Source organism: Nocardia sp. NPDC003979, assembly GCF_053605015.1.
Genome location: NZ_JBSGIJ010000027.1, coordinates 1 through 17853, shown reverse-complemented (window position 1 = coordinate 17853; position 17853 = coordinate 1). Strand labels below are relative to the sequence as shown.

The following is a 17853-nucleotide window of genomic DNA, read 5'->3' as shown; positions in this document are numbered from 1 at the left end:
CATGCAGAGGTGTGGGTTTGTGTGTCATCGATTCTGGCGGGGAATCGGCCGGCGGTGTCGGGTGCGTCGGGCTGGCCGCGTTGAGGTTGGTCGGATCTGATTGGCTGACTGAGGCTTTCGACGGCCGGGCGATGGTCGGCGAGTTTCCTCGATGGCGGCGGTGATGTCGGCGGCGGTGAGGTACCAGCTACGGCCTGCCTTGTGGCCGGGAAAGCGACCAGCACGCAACTGTTGGAGATACCAGCGCTCAGACTTGCGCACGGCCAGCGCCCCGACGGAGACAGGATAAGTCTGCTCGTATGTCTCGGGCGCGCGAGGTTCGAACTCGGGCACAGTGCCGCTGGCGTCGTTCATAGTCAGCTCCAGTTGGTAGACCGATTATCGAAGAATTTCGTTCCCTACTAATAGCGCGGCTGCGGTTGCATTTTGCCATTACATGTATTGCTGCACCAGCAAACTCTTCGGAGGAATGGCCTACGCGGGTCGCGGGATTCGCCGAGTTTCCGCTGCGGCAAGGTACTCCGCCTGGTAGCCGACCGGGGTAGTCGGCTGATCGATGGCGAGGCTGTGCCGTCAGGTCGAGGTGGCGAACAAGATCAATAAGACCGCGGGGTCTGGTGGGTTGAGTGACTCTACTTTGGCGTGTCGGGCGGCGTGTCGGGAATTATTTGTTCTCAGTCGGATCCGGATTTCTCCTGGGGTGCTCGGACAGAATGAGGAGGATGACGTTCTCGCTCTGGGCTGTGAGGGTGAGGCTGTAGGACGCGGTCCGTCCGGTGTCTAGGTGATGGACTTCCGTGAGATCGCTGGGGTCGCGGCCGTAGGCGGTGTGCACGCCATCGTTCCAGCGGTTCTGGAACTCGGTGACGGGACGAAGGTGGTGGAAGAGGGTTTGGACTTGTTCGGATTCACGGTAACGACCGGCGATGCCGCGGACGATCGCGGCGGTGCGGTCGGCTTCGTGGGGCCAATCGGGGAAGATCTTCTTGGCGTTTTCGGAGAAGACCCACACGGGGATCGACCTTCCGGGCCAAAGGCCGACTGCGGCGGCCTGGAACGCGTCATTGCAGGCCAAGAGGGTCCAAGCGGAGTCGATGTAGGCGGCGAGGTCGCTGCGCTGCTGCAGGTGAGCCATTAGAGCTGCATTAGCGGTCACGGACTTACGCAGGACTGCGGTGGGTTCGAGATCGACTGCTGCTGCACGTAATTCGCGCAGGTGACGTGCCGTTATGGGGTCGAGCTCATAGCCGATGATGATGTGGTCGAGGAAAGCTTCGGTAGGTGTGCGGCGGTTTCGTTCGATGTCGGCGAGATAGCTGCGGCTGACACTGAGGTGTGCGGCGGCGGTGTCGCGGGTGAAACCGCGCTCCTCACGGATCAATCGGCAGGTCTGTCCCAGGGTCGGGACAGTCAGCGGTAGTGAGTGTTGAGAATCGGATTGTGCGCCAGACGTGGGATCGCGACTCAACGGAGCCCCCTCCTTCAAGGTCTTCCATGACAGAACGAAAAAAGTTATGTTGAACGGTTAGCCCCCAGGTGATGGTTCGTTCTTACCAGAATGGGTAGACACCGGCAACCGCTTGGGCGGCGTTGTCATCGAATCCGGTTGCCGGGGAGGCAGCCCCAAGGCGCACGCCCGACGTAGTGAACACACTTGTCCCCCAAGCATTTTGGCAGGTTGGCCGCTGCGGCATCCTTCGGCACATTGTCAGCAAATCCGCTGATGCGGCGGTAGATCGCAAATACCGCAGTTGTCGGTACCGCAGACTGCATACCCGAAAAGGCTGGATTTGCAGGGTGTTACAGCGTTTGGATGGAGTTGCGAGTTCGCCTTGAACTTGCAAATCCGAAGCTGGTGAAAGGAACTGGACCGTGGATCCCTTCGTATTCCTGGGCTATATCAACGCAGGTCTGTCGGTGCTGTCGAACGGCCTGTTCGTCGCGTCGCAGGTGCTGAGTCTGATCGTGCCCTTCATCTGACCGAGACGGTCTGAAAAGCGCTCTCCCGCAGCGTGATCCGCTGTGGGAGTAGGGCAGTCCGACTCGCGCCTCTCGCGCAAGAATCCCCTCTCAAACCCTGATCCCCCCGTGGGAAGGCTTATTTCGTCATGCCCAAATCCTTTTCCTCATCGTCGGTAGACCATGCAACGACGGCATTCTGCGACGACAGCGCACGATTTCGGACTCCCTCGGCCACCAGTCGCGCGGGTCGTATTGCGGTGGCCGCGTTGGTTCCGGTCGCAGTGATGGTCGCAGCGGCGGGCGGTGCCCATGCCGCCGACTCCTTGGCTGGGATCGCCGATCAGCCCGGCGTGACGGCCCCGGCGCAGCCGGGCACCACAGCGCCCCCGCCGCCCGCACCGGATCCCACCCCCGAACCTGAACCGGAACAACCGGAGCCTGCCCCGGCACCACCGGTGTATTACACGCAGCCTCCTGAGGTGCGTAATGCCCCTTCGCGTCCGGCTCCCGCGCCGGAGGCACCGGTCGAACCGATCCGGATCGAGGAGCTGCATCTACCGGAGCCGGTCGAGCCTGTCGCGCCGATCGAGCCGCCGGAGAACACAATTCGAGTCGGGCAGTGGCAGACTCCACGCCCGGATTGGGTACCGCCGGAATACGCCGACGCGATCAACGACACCGCGGCCGGAGCGGAGGCGCAGGTCGCGACCGCGCTGGACTCGATCGGTATCCCCGCCGGACGCTCGGACCGAGTCTCCGGTGCGACGCTGGCCGGTGCCGGGATCGGCGGCGCCGTCGGCGCGGTTGCCCTCGGAGCCCCCGCGGCTGTCGCCGGAGCCGTGGTCGGCGGTCTGGTGGGCGGCACCGTCGGCGGAATCGCCGGAGCTGCCCTGGGCACCCTTGTACCGGTTCCGGTGGTCGGGACGGTGACCTCCGGTGTCGCCGGGACAGCTCTGGGTGCCGCCGCTGGTGCTGCCGCTGGTGCGGCGGTGGCCGGTGTCCCGGTCGGGGTTGTCGGTGCCGTGGCGGCGGGGACTGTCGGTGCCGGCTTCGGTGCCGGTGTCGGGGTGGGGCAACCATGATGGCCCTCACCCGGTCCACCCGTAGCGTGGCACGGACGGTGGCGGCACTCGCGGTCGCGGGAACCGTCGGGTCCGGCGTCGCGACCTTCACCGATTCTCCCGCCGCGGCAGTGCCGATCGGCCCAGGGTGTCCTGCCCTGTACGTGCTGGGGGTGCAGGGCACCGGCCAGTCCTCGCCGACCGCGGACCCGCTCGCCGACACCGGAGTGGTCGGGGCACTCATCGCCCCGGTCCTGCGCGCAGCTCCCGGGCTCGTGCAACGGTCCTACATTGCCTACGGCGCGGGTTTCGGCGGTGCTGTCCCCGGTGGTGGCCCCGACCCCTACGCGGTGTCGGTTACCGACGCCCGCAATCAGCTCGACGCCGCCGCTGCCGAGATCGCCGACGCCTGCCCGGAGACGATGATCGCCGGTGTCGGGTATTCGCAAGGGGCGCAAGCGATGGCGAACTTCGCCGCCGACATCGGGGCGGGGTCGGGGCCGATCGGCGCGGACCGAATCGCCGGGATCGCGCTGTACGCCAACCCCGACCGCGCTCCCGGCTCGCCGGTGATCGCGGGGCGGCCCGGCCAGATCGTGCCGGATCCCGCCCCCGGTACCAGTGGAGCGGCGGTATCGCAGGTAGCGATCAGCAACCCGCCTGCCGGGGGAGCAGGTATTGCCGGGTCGAGCAGCTTCGGCGCCCTCGCGGGCCGTGTCGCCGACATTTGCACCGACGGGGATCTGGCCTGTTCTGCCCCCGACCGTGCCGCGTTCCTGCGAGTCGGGGCCGAGATCGCAGCACAGACCGATTTACGTAACCCGATCGCGGCGCTGGGAACCGTCAACGAGCTGTTGCACTCTGCACTCGGAGACGCCTGGTCGACGGCGATCCTCGAGGACTTCCTCGTCGGCGCCGACACGGTCGACTACCGCCCGCAGCAGGGCCTCGCGGCCCGCTTGGTCCAGGCGGCTGACCCGCGCACCACCGCCCCCGACAGCGCAGCCGCCGCGGCCAGGTGGGCAGAGATCGTTGCCACCGCCACCGCGAACCCGGTCGCGGTACTGCCCCAGCTCGCCGGTCAACTCGCGGCGGCCGGGGGCCAGGTGCTGGCCGACAACGCCGATCTGATCAACCCGGTGGTGCTGGCGCGCTACGGCGACACCGTCGGCCGCCACAACAACTACGCGACCACCGGCCAACTCGCCACCGGCGTGGCGTGGATGGTCGCTCTCGCCCACGACATCGCAGGACGGTAGCCCATGAGCACCCAGGCGAACGCCGAATCCACTGGCGATGACCTGTTCTATCGGCCTGTGGCCGAGGACTTCACCCAGCGCGCGGGAGAGCTGCTGCGCGCTCGCGAGGTTCAGGTCAAGGCGCTGGCGGGCGCTGCCAAGGCGTGGCAGGTGGTGTATTCCACCCGCACCAGCGCCCACGCCCCCATACCGGCCTCGGCGCTCGTGCTCACCCCGAAGGGCTCGACAGCCACCTCTACTCTGCTGTACTGCCCGAGTTTTCGTGGCCTGGGCGGAGCCGTCGCGCCGTCGCAGGTCTTGCCAGAGGCTGTCGCCGACCCCGTGCTGGCCGACGTCGCCGCGGCGTTGGAACGCGGGTGGGCCGTGGCGATCCCGGACGGACAGTGCCTGGGTATGACCGGACTGGGCACGTACCCGTTCCTGGCCGGGGTCGCGGGGGCGCACACGGTGCTCGATCTGGCCCGCGCCCTGCCCGCCATCGGTGACCTCGACGTCTCCGGCGGGTTCGTGATCTGGGGCTACGCGGATGGCGGTCGTACGGCGATCTTCGCCGCCGAGCACCACCCGATCTATGCCCCGGAGGTGGATCTGCGCGGGGTCGCCGCCGGTGCTGTGCCGGCCAACCCGCGTGCTCTGGTCGCCGAGCTCAATGGCGGCCCCTGGTCCGGGCTGGTCATGGCGGCCATGGTCGGACTGAGCGGCGCCTTTGCCCGCCTGCCCGTCACCCATGTATTGACCGAGGACGGACGCCGCAGCTTGGCCCACGCGCAGACCTTGACCGCCGAGCAACTGCTCGACTCCTACCGCCACATCCCGATCGGGACATGGTGTGAGCGCCGCGAACCGTGGAACGACCCGCTGTGGCGCTACGTCTTGGCCGCAGAAGCCGCGGCCCACCATGCCCCGCAGGTGCCGGTCCACCTCTATCACGGCACCGAGGACGCTCTCATCCCGATCGCCATGAGCCGGGGATTGTTCGCCGAATACCGCGTCCTCAACGTCGATCTGAGTTGGCGCGAATACGCCACCGATCATGCCCGCGCGGCTGTCGAAGGCGCCCCGGAGGCCCTGACTCGATTGGGCGCCGCACTGCTGCGACGGCCCACCAGACCCAGCCGATCGGCTGAGTCCCAGACCACCTGAATGCCGTGTCTGCCCGCCTCGCGCACCCCTCGCCACGCGAGGCGGGCAGGCACAACCGATCGAGGTGATACCCATGCATTTTCCTCACATCCGCACTCGACTCCGCAGCGCCGCGATCCTGCTCATGCTGGTCGGCACCGTTACCGGAACAACTACGGCGACAGCTGAACCCGACGTCACCGACACCTGCCCTGCCCTGTATGCGCTGGGCGTGCAGGGCAGCGAAGAAGGCTCGGTCGACACCGGCAGCGACACCGGCGCGCTCGGACAACTCTTCGGCCCGGTCACGGCCTCGGCGGGCGAGCTCGTCCAGCGCGCCTACGTGCCTTACGGGCATAGCGACGACGGCACCACCTTGACCTATGACAACGCCGTCGATGACGCCGCGCGACGCCTGGAAGACATGGCCGGTGAAATCCTCACCCGTTGCCCCAGCACGCGGTTGGCCGTGGCCGGATACGCCCATGGAGCAGCCTCGGCCGCCCAGTTTGCCGAAAAGGTCGGGGCGGGGAACACCCGCATTAATCCCGACCAGGTCGCCGCAGTCGCGCTCCTAGCCAATCCCTCGCGAACCGCCGCCACCGCGGTCCTGCCCGGCCTGCCGCAGTCGACGACACCGTCAGCGGCACCAGGAACCGCCGGAACGCAGGTGTCGAAGATCACCCTGCTCAATCCGACGCTGACCGGAGCGGGGATCGCCGCGGCCGGTGACGGTGTCGTCGACTTCGGGAAGCTGATCGGTAGGGTCGCGGACCTGTGTGTGGCCGGTGACGCCACCTGCGACACCCCGTCGGGAAGTCCTTTGGCCACCGCGGCGGCCAATATCGCTGCCCGCACCGAGACCGGTGATCCGATCGCGGCGATCTCCACCATCGCCACCGCGCTGGCGGCAACGGTGTTCACCACCGCGGTCGGCGTGGTGAACGAGGACCTGTCCGGTACCAGCCTGGACCAACTGTCCTACCAGCCGAGCAAAACCCTCGGCCAACGCGTGGCCGAAGCCTCCGACCCCGCGACGACACCACCGAGCCAGACCGACGCGTTGGGGGCGCTGTTCAAACTCGGCACGATCGGGCTCAACGCCGCGATCACAGTGGCGCGCACGGTGATCACCCCGGCCACCGTGGCCGAGCTGGCCACCGTCGGCATGGCCGATCCACTCGCCGCGGTCGCGGTCCTCGGCGCGAAACTCGCCGGCGCGGTCGTCGAACTCATCCCACCGCAGACCGCCAGTCGGTGGATCGAGGACGCATACACCGCGATCACCAGCACCGTCACCGAACCCGATCAGCTCTACACCCTGGCAGGGACCGCCCAATACAGCGCCACCACCGGGCGCCACGGCTCCTACGACACGGTCTCCGCCGCTGCCAGCGGCAGTTCGACGCTGCGCACGGTAGCGAACTGGTTCATCGCCGTCGCCCGTGACGTACCCACGGCAACGACCTCACAGTCTGGCGGGCCGACGACCTCGCCTCCACGATCGAGCACCTCTACCGCTCCGCCGACGCCGCGCTCCTCACCCACGACACCGGCGGCACCCTCGACCGGTCAGTCCCCGGCCACCACCGGACGCTGACCCCCAGGCCCCTTCGGGCGGGCAGGACCAGCCGACGTACCCGAAACACAGTCCGCTGCTCCTGATCCTTGGAGACCCGCCCGGAGGGGCCACCCAACAACCGAGTCCACATCCACGAGGAGGTGACGACCAGCCATGCGAGACAACACCCCCATCGACCACGACCACGGCGCGAACTGGTTGGACGCCGAACCTACGGTCCTGCAATCGATTCCAGGCATCGATGCTCAGCGGAGACCTGAGGGCGGCGACAAGTGGGAGTGGATCGACGACCACAGCGAGAAGTCCGACGTTCCCGTCCCGGACAGGCGAACGCATCGTCCACGTCGTCGGCCGGTGTGGCTCGCACTCGCGTTCGCGGTGACTGTGGCCGTCGCCTGCGTGCTGATCGGCGCGGGGATCGCCACGGTGAGCGACCGATCCGACACCGCCATTCCCACGCTGACCGCCGCGCCACCCACGACGACGACGAGAGCCGTGATCGCGGACGCGTGCGTGGGACTGTCCGGTCCCACGGTGACCGACGGTGTCGGCGACATCCGATCGGTGCCCGGCGTGATCGCGGCGTTCGAACACGCCTACTACCAGCGCCGCGACGCCGAGGCCGCGCTACGCCTGGTTGCCCCAGAGGCAGGACTCAGCGCGGCTGCCCTGACCGACGGGATCGCCTCGATCCCCCCGGGGACGACGCACTGCGTCGCGATCACCCCGATCGCCGACACCGCCGCCGAGGTGCACCTTGTTGAACGCCATCCCGATGGTCGACGCATCGACTACCTACAACTGATTAACACCCAGACCACTCCCCACGGGGATGTGTTGATCATCAACATCCAGAAGCGAGCCTGAGATGACCTCAGCCGCTGAGCATCTGGACAACACAACACCGTCCACGACGGGCGCCCGACTGGATCCCCACACACTGTCAGCGCCGGAATTCTCAGCACCGATCCGAACCGATCCGCTGCCGATTACCGCCGCTCATCCACCGCTGTGGACAGTCCTGGGCGCACACGGAGGGGCCGCCACGTCCACCTTGGCCCGCTGGTGGGCACCTGCGGCCGATACCGGACTGGCTTGGCCTGCCTCACCGGCTACCACCCAGTTGGTACTCATCGCCGCGCGGCTGTGCATGCCCGGCCTCACCGCCGCCGCGGATCGGCTCCGGCAATGGCACGCCGGACTCGCCCCCGCCGGTGTGGAAGTCATCGGCCTTGTCCTGACCGCCCCACGCCCCGGCGCGGTCCCCGCAGTGGTGCGCCGCTACCGATCGGTGGTCACCGATTTGGTCGAGTCGGTCTACGACATCGGCTGGCACGACGAGCTCGTCACCACCGAACTGACCGAACTGGCCGAGTTTCACCCGTTCGACCCGCCACCGCCGCGCCGCACCCGACTGCGTACCGCGGTACCCGCCGACGTCCACCGCGCCGGATCGCAGATCCTCACCCGCCTAGCCGCCACCCATTCCCCAACGGCAACAACAGATCCGGAGAGGACATGATGAGTTTCGCCGCAGCCATCGGTGACGTCGTCACCGTGCTGGCACAAGAAATCAAGATCACCCCCACAGCCCCTCCCGGGGCGAGCCAGGTGATCAACCTGGTCAACTACCTAGCCTGGTTCGTCACGCTCGCCGGGATCACCGCGATCATCTACGCGGGCGGGAAATTCGGGTGGGAGCGCTGGCACGGCGGCGCGGTCGAATCCCCGAAGATCCTGCTTGGCGCGCTCTTCGGCGGAATTCTGGCCACCACCGCCGGGCAGCTCATGAACGCAGTCGTCAGCGGAGGCTCCTGAGATGAGCCGCGCCGCTACGGGTCTGGCGTCGATGCCGCCCACCCCGACACTCACCACGACGGTCCACGCCGAACCGCTGCCCGCGAACGTGTTGTCGCCTTTGACCCAACTGCTGGGATATCTGGCCTGGTGCGTGCTGGTGCTGTGCATCGCCCGCACGATCTGGGTCGGCGGGCTGTTGGGGATCCGCCTCTACCGCGAGGAAAGCCTCGAAGGACTCGCCGGCGCGTTACTCGGCGCGGCACTGCTCGGTATGGCCAGCTCCCTGGCACTGGCCGTCCTCCCACCCACCTGAGCGCCCCAAAACGAGGAGACCGATCTTCATGCTTACCAACCGAATTCACCTTCACCGCCTGCTGGTGGTCGCTGTCGTGGGGGTAACCGCCGCACTCGGGGCATGCAGCGCCGACAACCCCGACGACACCGATCCCACCGCCACGGCCTCCGAGACCCAGACCACCCCGACCGGACTGCGGTGGCAACCCTTCCAAGGCATCGCGCTACCGGTCACCGATCAAGGCCCACACCGCATCGACGCGGCCGTGGCCAGCGGGTTCGACAGATCGCCGGTGGGAGCTGCCCTGGCGGCGACGCAGGCCAGCGTGCGGATTTCGGTCGCTAACGACGGCCAATGGCCGCGGATCGGTGCGGCCATGCTCGCCGCCGGTCCCAGGCGCGACGCCTGGGCGGTCGCCCGCGCCCGGATCTCGATCACCGCACCGATCACCGACGGTGGACCGAAACTACTCGGCTACCACATCACCCGCTACAACCCCGATGCCACCGACGTCGACCTGTACGCCCTACATCCGGACAACTCGGTTACTCGCCACCACACCGCCGTGCTGTGGCAGCACGAGGACTGGCGTTTGGTGCTACCTGACACGAACCCCGCCGCCGTGCCCGCTGTGGCAGCCGTCGCCCTCACCCCACCCGAGCTCGTCGCGTTCGAACCACGCTGAAAGCGATTCCACCCCATGCGATCTCACCGACTACTGCTGATCCTGCTCGCGGCCATCACCACCGTCGTCATTGCGGTGTTCGTCGTCACGATCACCCGCGACCCCCAGCAATCCGGGCCCTCCGTGCCGTCGAGCACGTCTACCGAGACGACCAGCCCGCCGTCTTCGACCGCGAGGCGGGAATCGGCCTCGGACCTGTTCGGCAATCGCCTCGACATCCCCGACAGTGACGCTGGGACCATCGTGGTGCCCGATCCCGGCGCGCGGCCGGATCCGACCCGGCCGGACTACCTGTCCACCGCACCCGCGCAGCTGCGCTGGCAGCGCGGATGGGGCGGCGCGGCGCTGCCGGTCTCGGCCAGCGACGGCCCGTCCGCGATCGCAGACGGCATCGCCTCGGGCTTCGCCCGCACGCCGCAAGGTGCCGCGCTGGCCGCGGCCGACGCGTTGGGTCGCGCGCTCGCCGCCCCGGATCGCACCTGGCAACGCGTCGTTTCCGAGCGCTACTACGGCGGCGGACAGGGTTTGGCGGACCGTTTCGCGCGCTCGCGTGCTCGGACCCCCGATGCCGCACGTTATGTCACCGTCCCCGATGGAGTGCGCATCGCGTCGGGCTACAGCAGCGACTACGCGGTCATCGAATTCGCCATCCGTGATGGCCTGGGTTACCGCATCGCGCGGTGGCCGATGATCTGGATCGACGGTGACTGGCGTGTGTCGGTGCCCTCCGACATCGAAACACTTTGGGGTCCAGGAACATACGCCGCCTCGCTTACCGGATTCGGCACGTGGAGGACCGCCTCGTGAGCCCGACCGTGCACTCGGCCAGGGCATTCGGGGGTGTCCGCGAGCAAGTACCTGATCTGTGTGACATCCCGTTGGGTCCGCAGCAGGCATGCGAGCAGGTCGCCCAGGTCGCCGAGGACGCTGCGACATCGGTCCTCGACGACCTCGTCGAGGTCCTGATCGACGGCTACGCGCGCATGATCCGGATCGCGATGGCGTGGTGGACGAACTTCCCCTCACCACAGCTGACCGGTGCCTCCGGCGAGCCCGGTTCGGCATTGAGCGCGGTGCGCGACTACAGCAGCGGATTGCAAGTGCTGTTCCTGATCGCCGGGATCATGTTCGCCGCAGCGCGACTGGCACTGGCCAAACGCGGCGGTGTCGCAGGCGAAGCGCAGGAGAGCTTCATGATGCTCGCACGGGCGAGCTTCATGTCGATGGCTTTCGCGGTGCTGGTCACTACCGGAACACGGGCCGGAGACAACTTTTCCAACTGGGTGATCTTCACCGTCACCGACGGCGACTTGATCACAGCGGTCGACCGACTGACCGCAATCGACCAGAAGAGCGGCCAAGCCAGTCTCGGCGCCGGTGTCCTGCTGATCATCGGCCTACTCGGCTTGATCGGCACGCTGATCCAACTGGTAATGCTGGTCATGCGGCAAGCGCTGCTGATCCTGGCGGTCGCGGTGATTCCGCTCGCCGCCGCGGCATCGGGAACCGGACCGGGCTCGCAGTCCTACAAGAAATTGCTCTCGTGGTCGTTGGCGTTCGTGCTGTTCAAACCGGCCGGTGCGCTGGTCTATGCGATCGCGTTCACGGTTATCGGCGACGAAGAACAGACCGACCCGCAGCAAATCATGCTGGGCTTGATCCTGCTGATGATGAGCGTGGTCGTGTTGCCCGCGCTGGTACGCATGATCGCACCCGCGGTCTCCACGCTCGGCGGTGGCGGTGGGGCAAGCGCAGTGCTGGCCGGCGGCGCGGCAGGCGTGGCTATGGGAGCGGCGGGGGATCGAGGCAGCGCCCGCACAGTCAGCGAAGGGGAAGACGCTGCCGATGGATCGGGACCCCCTGGGGGACCGAGCCAGGGCGGCGGTGGCGGTGGCGGCGGACCCAGCGAGGGTGGCGGCGGTGGCGGGGGCCGTCCGCTCGGCGGCGGTGATGACGGTTCCGCACCTGCACCTGCACCTGCACCTGCGTCGAGCACCGGCGGCGTCGCAACCGGCAGTTCCACCAGCTCCGGCGGCAGCGGCGGAGCTCGTCCGGCAGCGCCTGCGGGCAGGTCATCGGTGTCGAGTTCGCAAGGGTCGGGCGCGGAGGCGGGTGGTGCTCCGGCGGCCGGGGGCGCGGCCGGTGGCATCGTGATGGCCGCTCAGGCAATCAAAAGCGTTGGTGACCAAGCAGTTTCGGCGATCGAGTCGCAGACCCGTGACGCCGCTGATGGGGGATGGAACCCCGATTCGCTGAGTCCGGGGGAGGTGCGGCGATGAGCACACGCATGTACGGAAGGTGGGAACGTCCCCGCAGCGCCGGATTCTTCGGGTTGACCTGGGGTGTGTCGATGGTCGGACTCGGCCTGGTCGTCATGATCATGGCCGCGTTCCTGATCACCCGATCGGTGAGCATCTCGGCTGGACTCGTGGTCGGGGCGCTCGCGGTGTTCGCGCCGCTGGCACTCACCATCGACGGTCGCACCGGGTGGGAATGGGCGCTACTGCGTGTCCAGTTCGCCGCCGCTCGCAACAGAGGCGAATTGCTGTACCGGTCGGGGCGGTTCGCCCGGATCCCCGGTATCGCGAAACTTCCAGGGCTGCTGGCTGATTCGCGGCTGTCGGAGTACGAGACCGCCGGTGGCAGGCGTTTCGGGATGCTGCACATTCGTCGCTCCGATCACTACACGGTCGTGTTGCGGGTGATCCCGCGCGGCAAGGAGTTGGTGGATCAGCCACAGATCGACGCGTGGGTCGAAGGCTATGGGCAATTCCTGGCGGCACAGAGCCGAGGCGGGGAAGTGGTCGCGGTGACCGCGGTGCTGGACAACGTCGTCGAAACCCGCCTCAAACAGGGCAGGGAAGTCACCCGCCTGGTCCGCCCGCAGGCACCGGAGTTCGCGCGCGCGGTGATGGCGGAGGCCGCCGCCGACACCGGCGGGGTCGGGGTGCGGATCGAGGCCCGGATCGCGTTGACCTACCGCGCGATCGGCAAAGGCAGGGTGCGTCGCAACGAAGCCGAACAGGCCCGCGAGATCGGGCAACGTCTGCAAGGCGCGTTGTCCCAGCTCGCGCGTGCCGGGCTGCCCGCGACACCTCTTCAGGCATGGGAAGTCCTGGCCCTGGTACGTACCCGCTACGACCTCGCCTCTCAGCGTGACGTCGAGGCCGCGGGCGCGCAGCTGGTCGAGACCCAGTCCTGGGATTCGGTCGGGCCGATCTCGCATGTGGATCGGTGGGACCAGTACATGCACGACGGGGCGCGCTCGGTCACCTGGGAGATGGACGCGGCTCCACGCGGTGCGGTGATGGAAACCGTCCTCGAGGAATTGCTGCGCCCGCGCGCGGATGTGCCGCGCAAGCGAGTGGCGATCGTGTACCGGCTGCATTCGGCGGCCGAAGCGACCAACCTGGTGGATTCGGACTTCCGTGATGCGGTCGCGGCCGAGCAAACCGAACGCGGCATCGCCAGCGCCTCGGCCCGCATCCGGGTCGGCAACACCCAGGCATCGCGCGAGGAGCAGGCACGCGGGGCCGGATTGACCCGTTTCGGGGTCTTGGTCACCGTCACCGACCACCTCGACGGGGACCTGCCCGGTATCGAGGCATCGGTCAAGGCGATGAGCGCGGCGTCGCGGCTTTCGGTGCGGCGTTGCTACGGATTCCAAGCGTCGGCGTTCGCCGCCTCGCTGGGGATCGGGCTTGTGCTGCCGGAGCATTCTTCGATTCCCAAAAAGGTGAGCGGATGAGCGATACCGACACCACAGACCGTCGGCGTACGGAATCCGTCGCGGGCATCCGCGTTCTGACACCGTCCGTGCGCGCGGCGACCGAAGCCGCTGCCGCCCGGCCCGGGATCCGTGGCTGGTGGGCGCGACTGGCGATATCGAGCGATGATCATCGCCGGGACTCTGCCGCCCGACGCACCGAAACACACGGCGCCGGCGATGGCTTCGACCGATCGCTGGAATCGCTCACCGACCGCGGCTACCGCGGGCCGGGCGGCGGCCGAGCTGCTGTCGTACCCGCCACCCCGGAGTGGCGTGCCACCACCGTCCAAGTCTCGGGACTGTGGCCGTTCTCGGTCGGTGCGAGCGCCCCCACCGTCGGCACCCCGGTGGGCGCGCACTACATCACCGGTGCCCCTGTGCATTTCGACCCGATGTCGTGGTTCCTGCGCGGATTCATCAGTGCGCCCATCGCGTTCGTGTTGGCGCTCAACGGTTTCGGCAAGTCGTCGCTGATCCGGCGCATGGTCACCGGGGCGGTCGCGGCGGGCGAGACCGTGCTGTGCATGGGCGACACCAAACCCGACTACCGCGACCTCGTCTTACGCCTGGGCGGACAGGTCGTCGATGTCGGCTACGGGCACGGCACCCTCAACCCCCTCGATGTCGGCGCTCTCGGATCGATCGTCGATCGCCTGCCCGATCCCGATCAGCGCCGCCAAGTCACCGCCCGCGTCGAAGCCGGCCAAGTCAACATCGTGGCCGGACTGATCGAACTCGTGCGCGGCTCCCGGGTCGCCGACTACGAGGAAACCCTCATCGCCGCCGGGCTACGCGAGCTCTACAGCCCCTCGGGCGGATTCAGCTACGAGAACGCACCGCTACTGGAAGACCTGCTTGAGGTCATCTCCACCGGCGGTGACCGACTGCGCCGCTTCGCCGAAGACGACGACGAGCCCACCTACCGAGCCAGCACCAAAACACTGCGCCGATCGCTGCGGGCACTGGTGGAAGGCCCATTCGGGGCCATCTTCAACGGACCCACCACCACCCGCCTGGACCTGGACAGCCCCGCGGTCTGTGTCGACGTCTCCCGTATCCCCGAAGGCGACACCAAACTCCTTGCCGCAGTGCTGATGGTCTGCTGGAGCGAAGGATTCGGTGCAGTCGCCGCCGCACACGCCCTCGCCGACGCAGGACTACAACCTCCTCGGACCTTCGAGGTCGTCATGGACGAGATCTGGAGAGTCCTGGGCGTCGGTGAATTCATGGTCGACCGGGTCGACGCGCTCACCCGACTGAACCGCAAATTCGGCACCGGGCTGATTATGTGCAGCCACACCATCAAAGACCTCGCGGCCTTCGATTCCGCTGCGGCACAAGCCAAAGCGCTCGGCTTCTTCGAACGCGCCCGCGCCAAGATCATCGGCCCGGTCGGCCCGGAGGAAGTCGATCGCATCCGGGCCGTGGTCGGGATCACCGACACCGAGAAACTGTTGATCACCTCCTGGGCCGCGCCACGCCCACCGACCGACGACGACCTCGACCCCAACCGGCGCGAAACACCGCCCGGCACAGGCTGCTTCCTGCTGAAAACCGGCGAAGCCGCCGAACCCGGCGTGGCCTTCCGGATGAACTTCACACCTACTGAGCGGACTACACAGGTCCACAACACCAATCGACGATTCGACAACCTCCCCCAAAACCCCACCACACGGGTTGGTGGCCGATGATGACCGCCCTTCGGCCTTGTTCACGGCGCATCCGAGAGCTGTGTTCGCGTGGCCGCGCGATCCCCAGATGGCAGGTGGCGCGATGAACGGCGTCGCTCGCGGGAGCGTCGCGATTGTGGGCGTGGTCCTGCTCTTACTGCTGGTCCTGCTGCTCGCCGTCGGCACCGAGGAACGCGGATGTGCACCGACGGCCGGGCCGGTTGGCACGAGTCCGGAGACCAACGGCGCGAGAGCGATGCCGATGACGCACGGCACCTACACCCTGACCTCAGGGTTCGGAATGCGCTGGGGCACCCAACATCAAGGCCAAGACTTCGCCGCAGCGTCCAAGACGCCCATCTACGCTGTCGCCGACGGCGTCGTAAGCCGGGCCGGGGCGGCGAGTGGGTTCGGGATCTGGGTGGTTATCGACCACAACATCGACGGGGCGACCGTGTCCTCGGTCTACGGCCACATGTTCGCCGACGACGTCCGCGTCGAACAAGGCCAAAGCGTGCACATCGGGCAGCTGATCGCGGCCGTCGGCTACAACGGCGAAACCGTCCCCGCGGGCCCCGACGGAGCGCACCTGCATCTCGAAATCTGGACCGGCGGAGGCCGATTCGGCGGTGGCATCGCCATCGATCCCATGCCGTGGCTGCAGAGTGGCCCGGACTCGACCGACACGGTCGGCTCGACGGGTGCCGCGCCGTCGACGCAGCAGTCGCGTCGCGAGAGTGCCGTGGTCGACGCTGGCACGGCGGCAAGCGTGGAGCTTGCCCCGATGCCGACCTCTGTAGGCACCGAGAGCGGGTTGCAGGTCGACGCGATCCGGCTGGCGCGCACCATCGTTCAACAGTTTCCACAGGTGCGTGACATCGACGGGTGGCGTGCCGATGATCTACCCGACCACCCCAGCGGTCGCGCGATCGACATCATGATTCCCGATCCGACCTCTGGTAACGGCAAAGCCCTCGGTGATCAGATCGTCGAGTTCGTGCTGACCAACGCGGTCGCGCTGCGGATCGACTACCTGATCTGGCGTCAGACCTTCCACGGCACTAACGGCGAGTTCAACCTCATGGAAGACCGGGGCGGGGCCACTGCCAACCATATGGACCACGTGCACGTCACCACGCTGGGCGGGGGATACCCCGATGGCTCACCGATCGGCTCGGCCGGGACAGACCCCGGTACCAACACGACGTCGAAGTGTGGACCCAACGCCGGTGAAGCCGATCTCGCGCCCGGCGCCGTCCCCTCGGAGCTGGAGCCGTGGTATCGCCGCGGCGGCACCGTGTGCCCGCAGGTCAGCGCGTCGCTGCTGGCTGCCCAGGGCAAACAAGAGTCCGGGTATCAGCGCGGGCTGACGTCCTCGGCTGGTGCGCAGGGGCTGGCGCAGTTTCTGCCGGGCACCGCCGCCGCGTTGGCTTCTGACGGGCGCCCGTATGTGATCGACGCCGACAACAACGGTGTCGCCAGTGTGTGGGACGACGGGGACGCGATCATCGGCCAAGCCCGCTACATGTGCGACATCGCCGACCACGTCGACACCTGGATCGCGCAGGGCAAAGTCGCTGCACCCAACGGTGGCGTCGAGCTCTACCTCGCCGGTTACAACGCTGGCGAGGGCGCGGTCCTGCGCTCGGGTGGATTCCCCAGCGGTTCAGCGGATTACGAAGTCCAGACTCGCCCGTATGTGGCCAGCATCCTCGCGATGGCCGCCCAGATGTCGACCACGATGAGCTGAGGACAACCGATGATGAAGCGACTACCCCTCGGGCTCGCGGCGACCGCCCTGGCAGCCGTGCTGATCGGACTCACTGCCGCGCTATGGGCCGATCACGACCACGACGCATCCACAGCCTCGTCCCCGACACCATCGCACTCTCATATCGAGGGTCCGACCCTCGCCGACGCCGACCCATCGGCCGCGGTCGAGATGGGACTGGCCGCGATGTTCTCCTGGCAGCCCCGCACTGACACCAGTCCGGGCGCGGCACTTTCCCGCGCCGCGCCGTGGCTGACGGGGGATCTTGCCGCCGCCGCGACCGGTGCATCCGCAACCGGGCAGGCGCCACTCGAGTGGGCGGGATGGCGTGACAGCAACGACATCGTCACCGCCCTGGTCGAGACCGAGCCGACAAGGCTTGACGAGAAGACCACGGTCGCGGCGACGGTGGCCCAACAGGTACTCCACCGTGACGGTTCCACCACCCTCTACCGGCGTATGCAGGTCACCGTCACGGTGACGGAAACGACGCAGGGGTGGCGGATGTCGAGCTATCGCATCGACTCGGTGACCGGCCATGGCTGAAACCACGCAACCGAGCGGCCACGCGACCACGATTCCGGTCGCGGCGGCGCAAAACTGTTCCGGCAGTGCAGGTTCGAGGATCGCTCGTCACCGGATGGTGACCGCGATCCAGAACGTCACCGCCGATTTCACGCAGCTGATCCGTGAACCGTACCGGCGAAATTCCTGTCCTGCCGCGTCCGCCGCTGTTGCCGGATCACTACGTCGAATCCGACCTCTGACCCACCACCGCTTGTTTCGAGGAGATTCTCAATGATGTTGTCAAGCCGCGGCGACCCTGATTTGGGGTTGGTATGCCGTGCCAGTTCGCATCATGGCCCACAACACGTTC

Annotated in this window: 17 protein-coding genes; 16 read left to right on the top strand and 1 reads right to left on the bottom strand. The window is 67.5% G+C overall.

The annotated features are described in order from the left end of the window. Positions 1-664: 664 nt before the first annotated feature. Positions 665-1468 (bottom strand): MmyB family transcriptional regulator, encoded by an 804-nt coding sequence (locus ACWEVR_RS31225; protein WP_452469836.1) that lies wholly within the window; start codon positions 1466-1468, stop codon positions 665-667. Between the two features lie 760 nt (positions 1469-2228). On the opposite strand from ACWEVR_RS31225, the gene ACWEVR_RS31220 reads away from it, so the two are divergent. The 16 genes from ACWEVR_RS31220 (at position 2229) to ACWEVR_RS31145 (ending at position 17778) form a co-directional block, all read left to right on the top strand. Next, positions 2229-3044: a hypothetical protein gene (locus ACWEVR_RS31220; protein WP_452469835.1), complete on the top strand. Its 816-nt coding sequence runs from the start codon at positions 2229-2231 to the stop codon at positions 3042-3044. After that, on the top strand, positions 3041-4282 hold the full coding sequence (locus tag ACWEVR_RS31215) for a cutinase family protein (protein ID WP_452469834.1): 1242 nt from the start codon (positions 3041-3043) through the stop codon (positions 4280-4282). The genes ACWEVR_RS31220 and ACWEVR_RS31215 overlap by 4 nt, the downstream gene beginning before the upstream one ends. Before the next feature lie 3 nt (positions 4283-4285). Then, positions 4286-5425: a lipase family protein gene (locus ACWEVR_RS31210; protein WP_452469833.1), complete on the top strand. Its 1140-nt coding sequence runs from the start codon at positions 4286-4288 to the stop codon at positions 5423-5425. Between the two features lie 73 nt (positions 5426-5498). Continuing rightward, positions 5499-7004: a cutinase family protein gene (locus tag ACWEVR_RS31205; protein ID WP_452469832.1), complete on the top strand. Its 1506-nt coding sequence runs from the start codon at positions 5499-5501 to the stop codon at positions 7002-7004. Between the two features lie 135 nt (positions 7005-7139). Then, positions 7140-7853 carry a hypothetical protein gene (locus tag ACWEVR_RS31200; RefSeq protein WP_452469831.1) on the top strand — a complete coding sequence of 238 codons (714 nt, stop codon included), beginning with the start codon at positions 7140-7142 and terminating at the stop codon, positions 7851-7853. A gap of 1 nt (position 7854) precedes the next feature. Then, positions 7855-8508 (top strand): DUF6668 family protein, encoded by a 654-nt coding sequence (locus ACWEVR_RS31195; RefSeq protein ID WP_452469830.1) that lies wholly within the window; start codon positions 7855-7857, stop codon positions 8506-8508. After that, a complete protein-coding gene (locus ACWEVR_RS31190; protein WP_452469829.1) occupies positions 8505-8804 on the top strand; it encodes a hypothetical protein in 300 nt (99 codons plus the stop codon). The genes ACWEVR_RS31195 and ACWEVR_RS31190 overlap by 4 nt, the downstream gene beginning before the upstream one ends. Before the next feature lies 1 nt (position 8805). After that, the gene (locus ACWEVR_RS31185) at positions 8806-9099 is read left to right on the top strand and encodes a hypothetical protein (RefSeq protein ID WP_378870327.1); all 294 of its coding nucleotides are present in this window, start codon (positions 8806-8808) and stop codon (positions 9097-9099) included. 28 nt (positions 9100-9127) lie between these two features. Continuing rightward, positions 9128-9766, top strand: coding sequence for a hypothetical protein (locus ACWEVR_RS31180; RefSeq protein ID WP_452469828.1), 639 nt, complete (start codon positions 9128-9130; stop codon positions 9764-9766). Positions 9767-9781: 15 nt separating this feature from the next. After that, positions 9782-10573, top strand: a complete 792-nt coding sequence (locus tag ACWEVR_RS31175) for a hypothetical protein (protein WP_410874683.1) — start codon at positions 9782-9784, stop codon at positions 10571-10573. Further along, positions 10570-12045, top strand: coding sequence for a hypothetical protein (locus tag ACWEVR_RS31170; protein ID WP_452469827.1), 1476 nt, complete (start codon positions 10570-10572; stop codon positions 12043-12045). The genes ACWEVR_RS31175 and ACWEVR_RS31170 overlap by 4 nt, the downstream gene beginning before the upstream one ends. Continuing rightward, a complete protein-coding gene (locus ACWEVR_RS31165) occupies positions 12042-13514 on the top strand; it encodes an SCO6880 family protein (RefSeq protein WP_452469826.1) in 1473 nt (490 codons plus the stop codon). The genes ACWEVR_RS31170 and ACWEVR_RS31165 overlap by 4 nt, the downstream gene beginning before the upstream one ends. Continuing rightward, on the top strand, positions 13511-15226 hold the full coding sequence (locus tag ACWEVR_RS31160; protein WP_452469825.1) for a hypothetical protein: 1716 nt from the start codon (positions 13511-13513) through the stop codon (positions 15224-15226). Before ACWEVR_RS31165 ends, ACWEVR_RS31160 begins: the two co-directional genes overlap by 4 nt. Before the next feature lie 82 nt (positions 15227-15308). Next, entirely contained in the window at positions 15309-16955 is a 1647-nt protein-coding gene (locus tag ACWEVR_RS31155) for a peptidoglycan DD-metalloendopeptidase family protein (protein WP_452469824.1), read from the top strand. Between the two features lie 12 nt (positions 16956-16967). Then, positions 16968-17522, top strand: a complete 555-nt coding sequence (locus ACWEVR_RS31150; protein WP_452469823.1) for a hypothetical protein — start codon at positions 16968-16970, stop codon at positions 17520-17522. Further along, a complete protein-coding gene (locus ACWEVR_RS31145) occupies positions 17515-17778 on the top strand; it encodes a hypothetical protein (RefSeq protein WP_452469822.1) in 264 nt (87 codons plus the stop codon). Before ACWEVR_RS31150 ends, ACWEVR_RS31145 begins: the two co-directional genes overlap by 8 nt. Positions 17779-17853: the final 75 nt, after the last annotated feature.